The organism is Streptomyces sp. NPDC050388 (assembly GCF_040655635.1).
GTDB lineage: Bacteria > Actinomycetota > Actinomycetes > Streptomycetales > Streptomycetaceae > Streptomyces.
The window spans coordinates 40954-56591 of record NZ_JBFAKH010000053.1 but is presented as its reverse complement, the minus strand read 5'-3'; the positions used below and the strand labels follow the sequence as shown (position 1 = coordinate 56591).

11 protein-coding genes are annotated in these 15638 nt (G+C 71.5%); 6 read left to right on the top strand and 5 right to left on the bottom strand.

The window, feature by feature from the left end; genetic code table 11:
* Positions 1-111: 111 nt before the first annotated feature.
* A complete protein-coding gene (locus AB0I73_RS27015; protein ID WP_363041487.1) occupies positions 112-342 on the bottom strand; it encodes a hypothetical protein in 231 nt (76 codons plus the stop codon).
* 444 nt (positions 343-786) lie between these two features.
* Between AB0I73_RS27015 and AB0I73_RS27010 the strand changes: the two genes are divergently transcribed.
* The 3 genes from AB0I73_RS27010 (at position 787) to AB0I73_RS27000 (ending at position 5103) form a co-directional block, all read left to right on the top strand.
* On the top strand, positions 787-2910 hold the full coding sequence (locus AB0I73_RS27010; protein ID WP_363041485.1) for a DNA topoisomerase IV subunit B: 2124 nt from the start codon (positions 787-789) through the stop codon (positions 2908-2910).
* A gap of 79 nt (positions 2911-2989) precedes the next feature.
* The gene (locus AB0I73_RS27005) at positions 2990-3517 is read left to right on the top strand and encodes a DUF485 domain-containing protein (RefSeq protein WP_363041495.1); all 528 of its coding nucleotides are present in this window, start codon (positions 2990-2992) and stop codon (positions 3515-3517) included.
* Positions 3514-5103 carry a cation acetate symporter gene (locus AB0I73_RS27000; RefSeq protein WP_363041483.1) on the top strand — a complete coding sequence of 530 codons (1590 nt, stop codon included), beginning with the start codon at positions 3514-3516 and terminating at the stop codon, positions 5101-5103. The genes AB0I73_RS27005 and AB0I73_RS27000 overlap by 4 nt, the downstream gene beginning before the upstream one ends.
* A 28-nt stretch (positions 5104-5131) precedes the next feature.
* Here the strand turns inward: AB0I73_RS27000 and AB0I73_RS26995 are convergent, their stop codons facing one another.
* The 3 genes from AB0I73_RS26995 to AB0I73_RS26985 all read right to left on the bottom strand — a co-directional run bounded on the left by AB0I73_RS26995 (position 5132) and on the right by AB0I73_RS26985 (position 8561).
* Positions 5132-5818, bottom strand: a complete 687-nt coding sequence (locus AB0I73_RS26995; RefSeq protein ID WP_363041482.1) for a response regulator — start codon at positions 5816-5818, stop codon at positions 5132-5134.
* Complete coding sequence (locus AB0I73_RS26990) at positions 5818-7512, bottom strand: sensor histidine kinase (protein ID WP_363041480.1); 1695 nt, start codon at positions 7510-7512, stop codon at positions 5818-5820. The genes AB0I73_RS26995 and AB0I73_RS26990 overlap by 1 nt, the downstream gene beginning before the upstream one ends.
* 107 nt (positions 7513-7619) lie before the next feature.
* Complete coding sequence (locus tag AB0I73_RS26985; RefSeq protein WP_363041478.1) at positions 7620-8561, bottom strand: sucrase ferredoxin; 942 nt, start codon at positions 8559-8561, stop codon at positions 7620-7622.
* Positions 8562-8732: 171 nt separating this feature from the next.
* Between AB0I73_RS26985 and AB0I73_RS26980 the strand changes: the two genes are divergently transcribed.
* The gene (locus tag AB0I73_RS26980) at positions 8733-9785 is read left to right on the top strand and encodes a GTP-binding protein (RefSeq protein ID WP_363041476.1); all 1053 of its coding nucleotides are present in this window, start codon (positions 8733-8735) and stop codon (positions 9783-9785) included.
* 28 nt (positions 9786-9813) lie between these two features.
* On the opposite strand, the gene AB0I73_RS26975 is transcribed toward AB0I73_RS26980, so the two are convergent.
* Complete coding sequence (locus tag AB0I73_RS26975; protein ID WP_363041474.1) at positions 9814-12270, bottom strand: DNA topoisomerase IV subunit A; 2457 nt, start codon at positions 12268-12270, stop codon at positions 9814-9816.
* A 391-nt stretch (positions 12271-12661) separates the two neighbouring features.
* Here AB0I73_RS26975 and AB0I73_RS26970 point away from each other — a divergent pair, with 391 nt between their 5' ends.
* Together AB0I73_RS26970 and AB0I73_RS26965 are read left to right on the top strand one after the other, a co-directional pair.
* Positions 12662-14050 (top strand): pitrilysin family protein, encoded by a 1389-nt coding sequence (locus AB0I73_RS26970; RefSeq protein ID WP_363041472.1) that lies wholly within the window; start codon positions 12662-12664, stop codon positions 14048-14050.
* A complete protein-coding gene (locus AB0I73_RS26965; RefSeq protein ID WP_363041470.1) occupies positions 14047-15450 on the top strand; it encodes a pitrilysin family protein in 1404 nt (467 codons plus the stop codon). Before AB0I73_RS26970 ends, AB0I73_RS26965 begins: the two co-directional genes overlap by 4 nt.
* Positions 15451-15638: the final 188 nt, after the last annotated feature.

Sequence of the window (15638 nt, the reverse complement as noted above, 5' to 3'; positions counted from 1 at the left end):
CGCCGCCGCCGAACGCGCACCCCACGACCTCCGGGTCGTGGCCTCCGCTTCGGAGGCGACCGCCCTCCCTGTCGGCCCGTGCCGGGCCGGCCCGTCGTGGTGCGCGAGGTGTCAGCGCTCTTCCTCGGCGGCACCCGCCGAGGGTGAGGTCAGCCGCTCCGTCTCGTCCTGTATCTCGGCGGCGATCTTCTTGAGTTCCGGCTCGAACTTGCGGCCGTGGTGGGCGCAGAAGAGCAGTTCTCCGCCGCTCAGCAGGACGACGCGCAGGTATGCCTGGGCGCCGCAGCGGTCGCAGCGATCGGCGGCCGTCAGCGGGCTCGCGGGGGTCAGAACAGTAGTCACGTCGCCTCTTCTCTAGCTCGACGAGCTGTCGTACCAGGGTCAACATCCAACCAGCCCCAAAACGTTCCCGCTCGTGGCTTCTTCTCGAAAAATTCTTTCCGAGGTGGCTGGGTGTTGCCGGTTGGGGGCGAATGTGCCGTATCGCGTGGCTGTGTCGTCGTACGGATTCGCGTCGGATCGGTGGTGGTCGGCCCTCCCGGCTGGGTTGCCGGTTGTTCTTGAGGACGTGCCCGGAGCCTAAATGGTTCATGCCTGGAAGGGAACGTGATGTGTGCTTCACTCCATCGAGGGATCGAACAGGTATACGACTCTCGACTAGTCTACGTTTCAGACGAGGGTGGCGTTACAACGGCTCTACCAGGCCTCTGTACCCTCTCACCGGTGACAAGTGACGTGCCCTTACCCATGAGGGCCCCATCTGAAATTCAGCGAGGAGCGAACCGCGTGACCGCCGAGACGTCCGTGCCGTCCACAGCGCTGCTGGCAGGAGCAGACCGGGACGGTTCCAACTACACCGCGCGGCACCTGCTCGTCCTCGAGGGGCTCGAGGCCGTGCGGAAACGCCCCGGGATGTACATCGGATCGACCGACAGCCGCGGTCTGATGCACTGCCTGTGGGAGATCATCGACAACTCGGTGGACGAGGCCCTCGGGGGCCACTGCGACCACATCGAGGTGGTCCTCCACGACGACGGCTCGGTGGAGGTCCGGGACAACGGCCGCGGCATCCCGGTCGACGTGGAACCCAAGACCGGCCTCTCCGGTGTCGAGGTCGTCATGACCAAGCTGCACGCCGGCGGCAAGTTCGGCGGCGGCTCGTACGCCGCGTCCGGCGGACTGCACGGCGTCGGCGCGTCCGTCGTCAACGCGCTGTCCGCGCGGCTGGACGTCGAGGTGGACCGCGGCGGGCACACCCACGCGATCAGCTTTCGCCGTGGGGTCCCCGGCGCCTTCGCCGCCGCCGGCCCCGACGCGAAGTTCGAGGCCGGGAGCGGACTGCGCAAGGCCAAGAAGATCCCGAAGACCCGCAGCGGCACCCGCGTGCGCTACTGGGCCGACCGCCAGATCTTCCTCAAGGACGCCAGGCTCACCCTGGAGACCCTGCACCAGCGTGCCCGCCAGACCGCTTTCCTGGTGCCGGGTCTGACCATCGTCGTCCGTGACGAGTACGGGCTCGGCGACGGCGACAGCAAAGGTGAGGAGTCCTTCCGCTTCGACGGCGGCATCAGCGAGTTCTGCGAGTTCCTGGCCACCGACAAGGCCGTCTGCGACACCCTCCGCTTCACGGGCCAGGGCACCTTCAAGGAGACGGTCCCGGTTCTGGACGAGCACGGCCAGATGACACCCACCGAGATGACCCGTGAACTCGGCGTCGACGTCGCGATGCGCTGGGGGACCGGCTACGACACGACGCTCCGGTCGTTCGTCAACATCATCGCCACCCCCAAGGGGGGCACCCATGTCGCCGGATTCGAGCAGGCCGTCGCCAAGACCGTGAACGAGGTGCTGCGCGCGAAGAAGCTGCTGCGCGTGGCCGAGGACGACATCGTCAAGGACGACGCCCTGGAGGGCCTCACGGCCGTCGTCACCGTCCGCCTGGCCGAGCCGCAGTTCGAGGGCCAGACCAAGGAGGTCCTCGGCACCTCGGCGGCCCGCCGCATCGTGAACACGGTGATCTCCCGTGAGCTCAGGGCCTTCCTGACCTCCACCAAGCGCGACGACGCCCAGCAGGCCCGGGTTGTCCTGGAGAAGGCCGTCGCCGCGGCCCGTACCCGTATCGCCGCCCGTCAGCACAAGGACGCCCAGCGCCGCAAGACCGCGCTGGAAACCTCCTCCCTGCCCGCCAAGCTGGCCGACTGCCGCAGCGACGACGTCGAGCGCAGTGAGCTGTTCATCGTCGAGGGGGACTCCGCGCTCGGTACGGCCAAGCTCGCCCGGAACTCCGAGTTCCAGGCGCTGCTGCCGATCCGCGGCAAGATCCTCAACGTTCAGAAGTCGTCCGTGACGGACATGCTGAAGAACGCGGAGTGCGGTGCGATCATCCAGGTCATAGGGGCTGGATCGGGGCGGACCTTCGACATCGACACGGCCCGCTACGGCAAGATCATCATGATGACCGACGCCGATGTGGACGGCTCCCACATCCGCACCCTGCTCCTGACGCTGTTCCACCGCTACATGCGGCCCATGGTCGAGTCCGGTCGGGTGTTCGCCGCGGTGCCGCCGCTGCACCGCATCGAACTCGTCCAGCCCAAGAAGGGGCAGGAGAAGTACGTCTACACGTACTCGGACCGTGAGCTGCGCGACAAGCTGTTGGACTTCCAGACCAAGGGAATCCGCTACAAGGACTCGATCCAGCGCTACAAGGGCCTCGGCGAGATGGACGCCGACCAGCTGGCCGAGACCACCATGGACCCGCGGCACCGCACCCTGCGCCGGATCAACCTCACCGATCTGGAGTCCGCCGAGCAGGTCTTCGATCTGCTCATGGGCAACGACGTCGCTCCGCGCAAGGAGTTCATCTCCAACTCGGCGGCGACGCTCGACCGGTCGCGCATCGACGCGTAGCGAGCACGCCGTCACCTGATGGGGTGAAGTGGAACGGGAAGAAGAGTCGGGGATCTTCCCGTTCTGTCCATCCTTGGGCATGCAGCAAAGCAATGATCGTCCCCACCCGGGTGGAGGCGGTCCCGCAGACGTGGGTTACGACGATCCCTGGTACGACGCCCTCGCCTCGGGCTGGGGTGAGCCGGCCGGCGCCGGAGCGCCGACGGCGGTGCACCCGGCGCTTCCGGCGGTGAGGCCGGCGGAACCGGCGGTACGCCGGCAGGAGGGGGTCGCGGACGCGGTCGACGTGTACCTCCAGGTGCAGCGCAGTGCGGCGTTCCAGGAGGTGCGCCGTCGCTACCGGAGTTTCGTGGTCCCGGCGGTCGTCGTCTTCTGCGCCTGGTACGTGGCGTACGTCGTCACCGCCACGGCCGCGCCGGACCTCATGGCCCGACCGGTGGCCGGCGCCGTGAACGTGGGGCTGCTCGCCGGGCTCGGCCAGTTCCTGACCACCTTCCTGCTCACCTGGGCCTACACCCGGCACGCGAGGCTGCGCAGGGACCGGGCCGCGCTGGAACTCCGCTGGGACACCCAGGAGTTGGCGCGGGAGCGGGGCGGTGTCTCGTGACGGGGGATCACCAGACGCTGACCCTGCTGCTGTTCAGCGTGTTCGTCGCGGTCACGCTGGGGATCACCACCTGGGTGAGCCGCAGGCGGCAGGGATCGGCCGAGGAGTTCTACGCCGGTGGCCGGCTCTTCTCACCGATGGAGAATGGTTTTGCCATCGCGGGCGACTACATGTCGGCCGCCTCCTTCCTCGGCATCTCCGGGCTGATCGCGCTCTTCGGCTACGACGGGATGCTGTACTCGGTGGGCTTCCTGGTGGCCTGGCTCGTGGTCCTGTTCCTGGTCGCGGAACTGGTGCGCAACTGCGGGCGGTTCACCCTCGCCGACGTGGTGGCGGCGCGGATGCGGGAACGGCCCGTGCGCATCGCCGCGGGAACTTCGTCGGTCACCGTGTCCGTGCTGTATCTGGTGGCGCAGATGGTGGGTGCGGGCAGCCTGGTCGCGCTGCTGCTCGGCGGCCGGAGCGAGGCGGCGCAGGCCTGGACCGTCGTCGGGGTCGGCGCGCTCATGGTGGTCTACGTCTCGATGGGAGGGATGCGGGCCACCACCTGGATCCAGATCGTCAAGGCGGTCCTGCTGCTCGGCGGCACCATCGCGCTGACCGTCCTCGTCCTGCTCCGGTTCCACGGCGACTTCAACCGCCTGCTGCTCACGGCGGCCGAGCGCAGCGGTCACGGGGAGGCGTTCCTGGCTCCCGGGCTCGCCTACGGCGGGGACTGGACCTCCCGGTTCGACTTCGTCAGTCTGGGGCTCGCCCTGGTGCTGGGTACGGCGGGGCTGCCGCACATCCTGTCCCGCTTCTACACCGTCCCGACCGCGCGGGCGGCACGGCGCTCGGTCGTCTGGTCGATCGGGCTCATCGGCGGGTTCTACCTGATGACGATCGTCCTCGGGTTCGGCGCGGCCGCCGTCGTCGGACCGGAGGCCGTGCGCGGGTCCAACGCGGCCGGAAACACGGCGGTTCCCCTGCTGGCGCTCGACCTCGGCGGCGGCGCCGACTCCACCGGTGGAACAGTCCTGTTCGCGATCGTCGCAGCGGTCGCCTTCGCCACGATCCTCGCCGTCGTCGCCGGGATCACGCTCGCCTCCTCGGCGTCCGTCGCCCACGACCTGTACGCGTCCCTGCGCCGCCGCGGGAAGCCGCACAGTGAGGTGACCGTGGCCCGGGTGGCAGCCGTCGGCATCGGCGTGCTCGCGATCGCGCTCGGCCTGCTGGCCCGTGACCTCAACGTCGCCTTCCTCGTCGGGCTGGCCTTCGCCGTGGCCGCCTCCGCCAACCTGCCCGTGCTGCTCTACTCCCTGTTCTGGCGGGGGTTCACCACCAGTGGTGCCGTGTGGGCCGTCTACGGCGGCCTGGTCCCGGCCGTGGTGCTGGTGCTGCTGTCCCCGGTGGTCTCCGGCAGCCCTGACTCCCTGTTCCCGGATGTCGATTTCCAGCTCTTCCCGCTCCAGAATCCCGGCCTGGTCTCCATCCCGCTGGGGTTCCTGGCGGGCTGGCTCGGCACGGTCACCTCGGCCGAGGCCCCCGACGAGGCCAAGCACGCGGAGAGCGAGGTACGGTCGCTGACCGGTGCGGGGGCGGTGTGACGCCCGGGCCCCGGGGTGTCCCGCGTCCTCAGACGCGGCCCGCCCACACGTAAAGGTGTTCCGGGCGGCCCGCGTCGCCGTACTTGAGGGTCAGCGTGGCCCGTCCCGTGCGCTCCAGGAGCTTGAGGTAGCGCTGCGCGGTCTGGCGGCTCACCCCCGTGCGGTCGGCGAGCTCCTGGGCCGACAGCGGGCCGCCGGCGTTCAGCAGGCTCCGGCGTACCAGTTCCGCGGTGGTGGGGGAGTGCCCCTTGGGCAGACCGGGCTCCGCCGGCGCCGACGCCGACGGGATGCTGAAGATGCGGTCCACTTCGGCCTGTTCCGCCTCGCCACCGCCGTCCAGGACGCGGCGCAGTTCCGCGTAGGCCTCCAGCTTGGTGCGCAGCCCGGCGAAGGCGAACGGCTTGACCAGGTACTGCAGTGCGCCCTGCCGCATCGCCGCCTGCACGGTGGACACGTCCCGCGCCGCCGTCACCATGATCACATCGGTCTGGTGGCCGCGCCCGCGCATCTCCCGGACGACCTCGAGGCCCGTCCGGTCGGGCAGACAGTGGTCCAGGAGCACCAGGTCCAGCCGGGGGAGCGTCTCCAGCAGGGTGAGCGCCTCGGCCGCGCTGTGCGCCTCACCGGCCACGTGGAAACCGGGCACCTTCTCGACGTAGGCGGCGTTGACGTGCGCGACCCGGACGTCGTCGTCCACGACCAGGACCTCGATCATCACGGCTCCTCCTCGGTGGTCTGCGGGACGGGCAGGGGGACGAACACGGGGACGGGCGCCCCGGTGAGGGCGGCCGGCGGGCCCGGCTCGGTCAGTGCCTCGGGCAGGACCACGGTGAACTCCGCGCCCCCGCCGTCCGCCTCGTCCACGACCGCGGTGCCGCCCTGGCGTTCGGCGAGCCTGCGGACGAGGGAGAGCCCGATGCCCCGCTCGCGGTGGTCCGGCGGCTTCTTGGTGGACCAGCCCTCAGTGAAGATCAACTCGCGTCGCTCCGCGGGAATTCCAGGTCCGGTGTCGCGTACGCCGAGCACCACCGTACGTCCCTCGGCGCGCAGTTCGACCTCCACGCGCGCGTGCGGCGCGCCCGCGACGGCGTCGAGCGCGTTGTCCACCAGGTTCCCGACGATGGTGACCAGGCCCCGGGGGTCGACCAGCCGGTCCGGCAGCCGGGTCCGGTCCGAGATCCACAGGGCCACGGCCCGCTCGGCCGCGACCGTCGCCTTGCCCACCAGCAGGGCGGCGAGCAGCGGGTCGCGGATCTTCTCGGTGACCTGCTCCGCCGTCGCCCGGTGGTCGCCGACGACCTCGCCGACGAACTCCACGGCGTCGTCGTACATCTCGAGTTCGAGCAGCCCGAGCAGGGTGTGCATGCGGTTGGCGTGCTCGTGGTCCTGGGCGCGCAGCGCGTCGATCAGCCCGCGCGTGGAGTCCAGTTCCCGGCCGAGCCGGTCCAGCTCCGTACGGTCGCGGAGGGTGGCCACGGCGCCGCCGTCGCCGGTCGGCATACGGTTGGCGACCAGGACGCGCTGCCCGCGGACGGTGAGCAGGTCGGTGCCGGTCACCCGGCCGGCCAGCACGTCGGCCGTCCGGCCCGTGCCGAGCGCCTCCTCGGGGGAGCGGCCCACGGCCTCGTCACCGAGGTCCAGCAGGCGCCGGGCCTCGTCGTTGAGGAGACGGACACGGCCGGTGCGGTCGAGGGCGACGACGCCCTCCCGGATGCCGTGCAGCATCGCCTCGCGTTCCGCGAGCAGCGCCGCGATGTCGGAGAAGGCCAGGTCCCTGGTCTGCCGCTGCACCCGCCGGGAGACGAGCCAGGCCGCGAGCGCGCCCACGGCCAGCGCCCCGCCCGCGTACGCGAAGAGCCCCGGGATCGCGTGGATCAACCGGGCCCGGACACTGTCGTAGGCGATGCCGACCGAGACCGCCCCGATGATCTCGCCGTCGCCGTCGCGCAGCGGGACCTTGCCGCGTGCGGAGCGCCCCAGCGTGCCGTTGTCGATCTCCATGACCTCGCGCCCCGCCAGGGCCTCGCCGGGATCGGTCGAGACCGGGCCGCCGATCCTGCGGGGGTCGGTGTGCGACCAGCGCACGCCCCGGCGGTCCAGCACCACCACGTACTCGGCGCCGGTGGCCTTCCGGATCCGTTCCGCCTCCCGCTGCACCGGTCCGTCCGGCGTGGGCGACGTGCTCCGCAGGTCCCGTGCGATCTGTGACTGCTGGGCGGTGGTCTGGGCGATGGCGAGCGAGCGCCGCATCGCCTGGTCGTCCAGCTGGGCACCGAGCGGGGCGAGGAACAGCCCGGTCGCGAGCACCGCGACTCCCGCGGCGATCGCCAGCTGCATCAGCAGGACCTGCGAGAAGACCCGCCGCGGCAGGCCGAGGCGCAGGCGGCGGGTGAGGGGGGTGGTGCGCATGTCCATGACGGTACGCGGGTGGGCGCCGGGGCAGCGCGGATCCCCCGCACCTGCGAGGAGGACCTGCGAGGAGGAGCCGTCGTCCGTGAGGAGTCGCACGCGGCCGGTCAGCTCGCGAGTGCCGCCACGGTCACCTCGCGCACCGCCACCACGTCCATCCGCGCGGGTGAGCCCAGCACCGACGCCCCGCAGCTCTCCGCGCGGGGCGGCAGGGACGCGCCCTGCGCCACCTCCACCCGCCACCGACGCCCGTCGACGTGCGCGACGAGCACCTGCCAGCGCGGTGCCGCGCCGTCCGTCCGGACGACGGTCAGCGCCTCGGCGGCGTACTCGCCCACCTCGGTACGCACGGCCAGCTCGGCCGCCTGGCCGGGGCGCTCCCAGGCGGAGCTCCCGCGGCACCCCTTCACGACGACCCGGCCCTCCTGCGCGCCGTGCAGCGCCTCCTTGACGGTGTGCGCCCCGGCCCTGCCGTACGCGTAGCCGTGGGGCAGCACGAGCACCGTCGGTGCGAAGCGGTGCCCGCCCAGATGGGTGACCTCCCAGACGCCCTGGACCCCGGAGGCGGTGAGTTCGGCCGCCAGGGGCCGTCCGAGGAGCGCGCAGCAGCGATCGCGTTTGCCGTTGGTGCAGACGAGGGCGAGCGGGTCCCCGTCGTGCGGCCGTCCGCCGAGCGCCGCGTCGAAGGTGCCGCTCTGCCCCCTGCCGAGAGCGGTGAAGTCGAGGTCGAGCAGCCGCTCGGGGTCCGTGGTCGCGGCGGCGTGCAGCCACGTGCTTCCCGGAACGGTGTGGGCCGCGTACACCCGGCGGGTGGCGGGCGTCCGGGGGTCCGCGTGTCGTCCCGGGCGCCGGATGAGGGCGATCCGCACTCCGGTGCCCTTCGTGGCGGCCTCCAGGGCGCGGCCCAGAGCGGGGTCGAGGTGGCTCGACGTGAGCGCCTTGGCGCCCCACGGGCCGGGCTGCTCCAGCAGGAGCCAGGTCCTCGCGGTGGCCGCGGTTCCCGCGACGGGCTCGTCGAGCTCGCGGGACAGGATTGAGCACGTACTCACAGAGGTGAGCCTAACCTGAGTCGTTCCGAGGTGGCTTTCCGGCTCACGGGTACCCCGTTCCGGCGGCGAGCACGAGTCGATCGGCCGCGCATATCCTGGTGGGTCAGTCGGTTCGCGGACATACGCCGAGGCGCGAGCCGGTGTACGCGAGGGTGCGGGAGGGGTCGCGGAGTGGAGCACAGCAGCGGTCGGCAGATTCCGGTCGTCGTCCTGGCCGGGTTTCTCGGATCCGGAAAGACCACCCTGCTCAACCACCTCCTCCACCACAGCGGTGGCAGTCGCATCGGGGCCGTCGTCAACGACTTCGGTGCCATCGAGATCGACGCCATGGCCGTGGCCGGCGCGCTCGGCGACTCGACCCTCTCGCTCGGAAACGGGTGCCTGTGCTGCGCCGTCGACGGCAGCGAGCTGGACGTCTACCTCGAGCGGCTGGCACGGCCGTCCGCCGGGATCGACGTCATCGTCATCGAGGCCAGCGGTCTCGCCGAGCCGCAGGAGCTCGTGCGGATGGTGCTCGCCAGCGAGCACCCCGGCATCGTGTACGGCGGGCTCGTCGAGGTCGTGGACGCCGCCGAGTTCGCGCGGACACGCGCCGGACACCCCGAGATCGACCGGCATCTCGGCTTGGCCGATCTGGTCGTCGTGAACAAACTCGACCGGGCAAAGGACGCGGAGCGCGTGCTCGACGTCGTGCGGTCGCTCGTCGACCGCGCCGCCGTCGTTCCCGCCACGCACGGCCGTGTCGATCCGGAGTTCCTCTTCGACTGCAGGCCCAGTGAGGAACGCGTCGGGCAGCTCTCCTTCGACGACCTGCCCCGGCACGGCCCCGCCGACGCCGACGAGCACACCGGGCACCTGCACGCCGCGTACGACAGCCTGTCCTTCGCCTCCGCCGCGCCCCTCGACCCCCGGCGGCTGATCCGGTTCCTCGACAGCCGGCCGGAAGGGCTCTACCGGATCAAGGGGTACATCGACTTCGGGCCGTACGACACCGGGAACCGGTACGCCGTGCACGCCGTCGGCCGGTTCCTGCGGTTCTACCCGGAAGCGTGGCCGGCCGGCGCGGAGCGGCTGACGCAGCTGGTGCTCATCGGGACCGGCATCGACGCAGCCACGCTCCGCAAGGAGCTGGAGGCCTGCGTGGCCGACGCCCCGCACACCGACGAGCAGGGCATGTGGGGCGTTCTGCGCTACGTACGGGAGCCCGACGACCAGCGGGGTTAGGGCACCCCGCCGGTGCCGATCGGCGGGGTCAGGACGGGCCCGCCACCACCGCCACCGTCTTCGGCATGGGCACTCCCGAGCCGTCGCGGCGCGGGTCGGGCTGCGGCAGGTCGACCGGAGCGCCGTTCTTCTGTGAGGCGCGGGCCGGAGCGGGACCGGCCCAGGCCAGGGACAGGCAGTCCTCGCCCTTGAGGAACCGCTGGCAGCGCACCCCGCCGGTGGCCCGGCCCTTGCGCGGGTACTGGTCGAACGGGGTCTGCTTGGCCGTCGTCTGGACGGAGTCGTCCAGCGTGCCGCGTGAGCCCGCGACCGTGAGCACCACCGCGTCCACCGCCGGATCGACCGCCGCGAAGGCGATGACCTTCGCGCCCTCCGCGAGCTTGATGCCCGCCATGCCGCCGGCGGGACGGCCCTGCGGACGGACCTGCGCGGCCTGATAACGCAGCAGGTGCGCGTCGTCGGTGATGAAGACCAGGTCCTCCTCGCCTGTGCGCAGTTCGACGGCGCCGACGATCCGGTCGCCCTCCTTGAGCGTGATGACCTCCAACTCCTCCTTGTTGGAGGGGTAGTCGGGCACGACGCGCTTGACGACACCCTGCTGTGTGCCGAGCGCCAGGCCCGGCGACGACTCGTCGAGCGTCGTCAGGCAGACCACCTGCTCGTCCTCCGCGAGGGAGACGAACTCGGCCGTCGGCACCCCGCCCGCGAGGTTCGGGGTCGGCATGGTCTCCGGAAGCTGGGGCAGGTCGATGACGTTCACCCGCAGCAGGCGCCCCGCCGAGGTGACCACGCCCACCTCGCCGCGGGCCGTGGCCGGTACCGCCGAGACGATCAAGTCGTGCTTGACGCGCTTGGCGCCCGCGTCCACGGGGAACGGCTCCGCGTTCGCCGTACGGGCGAGCAGGCCCGTGGCGGACAGCAGCACCCGGCACGGAGCGTCCGCCACCTGAAGCGGCACGGCGGCGGCCGGGACGGCGGCCGACTCCTGCAGGACCGTACGGCGGTCGTTGCCGAACTTCTTGGCCACCGCGGCCAGTTCGGCCGAGACCAGCTTGCGCAGCTCCGCGTCCGACTCCAGGATGCGGGTCAGCTCCTCGATCTCCTTGTTCAACCGCTCCTGCTCCGCCTCCAGTTCGATGCGGTCGAACTTGGTGAGGCGGCGCAGGGGGGTGTCCAGGATGTACTGCGTCTGGATGTCGCTCAGGGAGAAGCGCTCCATCAGACGCTGCTTCGCCTGCGCGGAGTTCTCGCTGGAGCGGATGAGGCGGATGACCTCGTCGATGTCCACCAGGGCGGTGAGCAGGCCCTCGACCAGGTGCAGACGGTCGCGCCGCTTGCCGCGGCGGAACTCCGAGCGGCGGCGTACGACCTCGAAGCGGTGGTCGAGATAGACCTCGAGCAGTTCCTTGAGCCCCAGGGTGAGCGGCTGGCCGTCCACCAGGGCCACGTTGTTGATGCCGAAGGACTCCTCCATGGGCGTCAGCTTGTACAGCTGCTCCAGGACCGCCTCCGGCACGAAGCCGTTCTTGATCTCGACGACCAGGCGCAGACCGTGCGCGCGGTCGGTGAGGTCCTTGACGTCGGCGATGCCCAGGAGCTTCTTCGAGCCGACCAGGTCCTTGATCTTGGAGATCACCTTCTCCGGGCCGACCGTGAACGGCAGCTCGGTGATGACCAGGCCCTTCCTGCGGGCCGTCACGTCCTCCACGGTGACCGTCGCACGGATCTTGAAGGAGCCGCGGCCCTTCTCGTACGCGTCCCGGATGCCCGGGAGGCCGACGATCCTGCCGCCCGTCGGCAGGTCGGGGCCCGGCACGTGGCGCATCAGGGCGTCGAGATCGGCGTTCGGATACCGGATCAGGTGCCGGGCGGCCGCGATCACCTCGCGGAGGTTGTGCGGCGGCATGTTGGTGGCCATGCCGACCGCGATGCCCGACGCCCCGTTCACCAGGAGGTTCGGGAACGCGGCGGGCAGGGTCACCGGCTCCCGCTCCTGGCCGTCGTAGTTGGGCGCGAAGTCGACCGTGTCCTCGTCGATGGACTCGGTCATCAGGCTCGTGGCCTCGGTCATCCGGCTCTCGGTGTACCGCATGGCGGCCGGCGGGTCGTCGTTGCCCAGGGAGCCGAAGTTGCCGTGGCCGTCGACCAGCGGGACCCGCATCGAGAAGGGCTGCGCCATGCGCACCAGGGCGTCGTAGATCGACGCGTCGCCGTGGGGGTGCAGCTTGCCCATGACCTCGCCGACCACGCGCGCGCACTTCACGTAGCCGCGGTCGGGGCGCAGGCCCATCTCGTTCATCTGGTAGACGATGCGGCGGTGCACCGGCTTCATGCCGTCGCGCGCGTCCGGCAGGGCGCGGGAGTAGATGACCGAGTACGCGTACTCGAGGAAGGAGCCCTGCATCTCGTCGACGACGTCGATGTCGAGGATCCGCTCCTCGTACGAGTCGTCGGGCGGCGGGGTCTTCGTGCTGCGGCGGGCCATCGCTGCCGGCTCCTTGCTGAAGCGTGGGACGGTATCTGACGCGGACCATTGTGGACCGCCGCACCGACAACCGGGACCAGGACCCCGCCGCGGCCCTCCGTCGGGGGGCCGGGGCCGGTGGCGCGAGCAGAGTACGCGCACGCGCCGTCGGCGTCGCGGGCGGGCCGGGCCTCGGTCGGCGGAGGGGCGCCGCGCCGGGGGAGACCCCACACGCCGCACGGACCACGGCCGCATCCTCCCGCCCCACCCGGAACCCGCGGTTCTCGCTCTGGGCGAACCCGGTCCCCGTCCGGGAACTCCTCGGCGCCCCGGACGCTTGCATACAGTGGCAGGACCGGCACAAACGGCGGATGCGGCGACCGCCTCCGCGATCGAAGGGACGTACATGCCCATGGGTCACACGGCCACAGCCCAGGCAGGCTCCGGGGGCCTGACAGCGACCGAGCACCGTTTGGCCAACGGCCTGCGCGTGGTGCTCTCCGAGGACCACCTGACCCCCGTCGCGGCGGTGTGCCTCTGGTACGACGTCGGCTCGCGCCACGAAGTCAAGGGACGCACCGGCCTGGCTCACCTTTTCGAGCACCTGATGTTCCAGGGGTCCGGGCAGGTGAAGGGCAACGGACACTTCGAGTTGGTCCAGGGCGCCGGAGGCTCGCTCAACGGCACCACCAGCTTCGAGCGGACCAACTACTTCGAGACCATGCCCGCCCACCAGTTGGAGCTCGCCCTCTGGCTCGAGGCCGACCGCATGGGCTCCCTGCTGGCCGCCCTGGACGAGGAGTCCATGGAGAACCAGCGGGACGTCGTCAAGAACGAGCGCCGCCAGCGCTACGACAACGTCCCCTACGGCACGGCCTTCGAGAAGCTGACCGCCCTCGCCTTCCCGGACGGCCACCCGTACCACCACACGCCCATCGGCTCGATGGCGGACCTGGACGCGGCCACCCTGGAGGACGCCCGCGCCTTCTTCCGCACGTACTACGCGCCGAACAACGCCGTGCTCTCCGTCGTCGGTGACATCGACCCGGAGCAGACGCTCGCCTGGATCGAGAAGTACTTCGGCTCCATCCCCTCCCACGACGGCAAGCCCGAGCCCCGCGACGGCTCGCTGCCCGAGATCATCGGCGAGGAGCTGCGTGAGCTCGTCGAGGAGGAGGTCCCCGCGCGTGCGCTGATGGCCGCCTACCGGCTGCCCGAGGACGGCACGCGCGCGAGCGACGCCGCGGACCTGGCGCTCACCGTCCTCGGCGGCGGCGAGTCCTCCCGGCTCTACAACCGGCTGGTGCGCCGGGACCGTACGGCCGTGGCGGCCGGATTCGGCCTGCTCCGGCTGGCCGGGGCGCCCTCCCTGGGCTGGCTGGACGTGAAGGCGTCCGGCGACGTGGAGGTGCCGGTCATCGAGGCGGCGATCGACGAGGAGCTCACCCGGTTCGCCGAGGAGGGCCCCACGGCCGAGGAGATGGAGCGCGCCCAGGCCCAGTTGGAGCGCGAGTGGCTGGACCGGCTCAGCACCGTCGCCGGCCGGGCCGACGAACTGTGCCGGTACGCCGTCCTGTTCGGCGACCCGCAGCTCGCCCTCACCGCCGTCGGGCGCATCCTCGACGTGACCGCCGAGGACGTCCGGGAGGTCGCCGAGGCCCGCCTGCGCCCGGACAACCGCGCGGTGCTCGTCTATGAGCCCGTCGCCCCCGAGGCAGGGGAGTCCGAAGAAGCAGCGGCCTCCGGAACCGAAGAAGCCGCGGCCGCCGGCACCGACGAGAACGAGGAGACGGCGAAGTGACCGAGCTTGCCACGATGGACTTCCACCCCCAGCCGCAGGCGGGCGAGGCCAAGCCCTGGGCCTTCCCGGCCCCCGAGCGCACCACGCTCGGCAACGGTCTGACCGTCCTGCGCTGCCACCGTCCCGGCCAGCAGATCGTCGCGGTCGAGGTGCTGCTCGACGCGCCCCTGGAGGCCGAGCCCGACGGCCTCGACGGTGTCGCCACGATCATGGCGAGGGCGTTCTCCGAGGGCACCGACAAGCACTCCGCCGAGGAGTTCGCCGCCGAACTGGAGCGCTGCGGCGCCACCCTGGACGCCTACGCCGACCACCCCGGCGTGCGCCTGAGCCTCGAGGTGCCGGCCTCACGGCTCGCCAAGGGGCTCGGGCTGCTCGCCGACGCCCTCAGGGCGCCCGCGTTCGCCGACAGCGAGGTCGAACGCCTCGTCCGCAACCGTCTCGACGAGATCCCGCACGAGCTGGCCAACCCCTCCCGTCGTGCCGCCAAGGAACTCTCCAAGGAGCTGTTCCCGGCGGCTTCGCGGATGTCCCGCCCGCGGCAGGGCACCGAGGAGACGGTGGCCGGCATCGACTCGTCGGCCGTACGCGCCTTCCACGAGAAGCACGTCCGTCCCGCGACCGCCACCGCGGTGGTCGTCGGTGACCTCACCGGCATCGACCTGGACGAGCTGCTCGGTGACACCCTCGGCTCCTGGACCGGATCGGCAGCCGAGCCGCGGCCCGTTCCGCCGATCGTCGCCGACGACACCGGCCGGGTCGTCATCGTGGACCGCCCCGGCGCCGTGCAGACGCAGCTGCTGATCGGCCGGGTCGGAGCGGACCGGCACGACCGCGTGTGGCCCGCGCAGGTGCTCGGCACCTACTGCCTCGGCGGCACCCTCACCTCCCGCCTGGACCGCGTCCTGCGCGAGGAGAAGGGCTACACCTACGGCGTACGGTCGTTCGGCCAGGTCCTGAGGTCCGCGCCCCCTTCCTCCTCCGGAGGGGCCACGGGCGCGGCCATGCTCGCCATCAGCGGCTCCGTCGACACCCCCAACACCGGGCCCGCGCTCGAGGACCTGTGGACGGTGCTGCGCACGCTCGCCGCGGAAGGCCTCACGGACGCCGAGCGTGACGTCGCCGTGCAGAACCTGGTGGGGGTCGCGCCGCTCAAGTACGAGACCGCCTCGGCCGTCGCCGGCACCCTGGCCGACCAGGTGGAGCAGCACCTGGCCGACGACTACCAGGCCGAGCTGTACCGCCGGCTCGCCACCACCGGCACCGTGGAGGCCACCGCGGCCGTGGTGAACGCCTTCCCGGTGGACCGCCTCGTGACCGTCCTGGTCGGCGACGCGGCGCAGATCAAGGCGCCCGTCGAGGCGCTCGGCATCGGCGAGGTCACGGTCGTGCCCGCCGAGTAGCCGGCGCGCGCAAGCGGAGCGCACGCGCGTGCGGGCCCTGGTGGCACGAGAGCCACCAGGGCCCGCCTGTGCCCGGATTGGGGTGGAGAGGTCCTGTCTGCCCTGTGGGATGCGCTACAGAAGGCGGGATCCGTTTGGGGATGGGAAGACGCCCCGCTTAGCGTCATCCGGGCTGTTCGTCGGGCAGT

Coding starts and splice junctions, on each gene's coding strand:
- AB0I73_RS26975 (WP_363041474.1), bottom strand. CDS start 12,270: ATGGCCCGCCGCAGCACGAAGACCCCGCCGCCCGACGACTCGTACGAG.
- AB0I73_RS26995 (WP_363041482.1), bottom strand. CDS start 5,818: ATGATCGAGGTCCTGGTCGTGGACGACGACGTCCGGGTCGCGCACGTC.
- AB0I73_RS26990 (WP_363041480.1), bottom strand. CDS start 7,512: ATGCGCACCACCCCCCTCACCCGCCGCCTGCGCCTCGGCCTGCCGCGG.
- AB0I73_RS27005 (WP_363041495.1), top strand. CDS start 2,990: ATGCAGCAAAGCAATGATCGTCCCCACCCGGGTGGAGGCGGTCCCGCA.
- AB0I73_RS26970 (WP_363041472.1), top strand. CDS start 12,662: ATGGGTCACACGGCCACAGCCCAGGCAGGCTCCGGGGGCCTGACAGCG.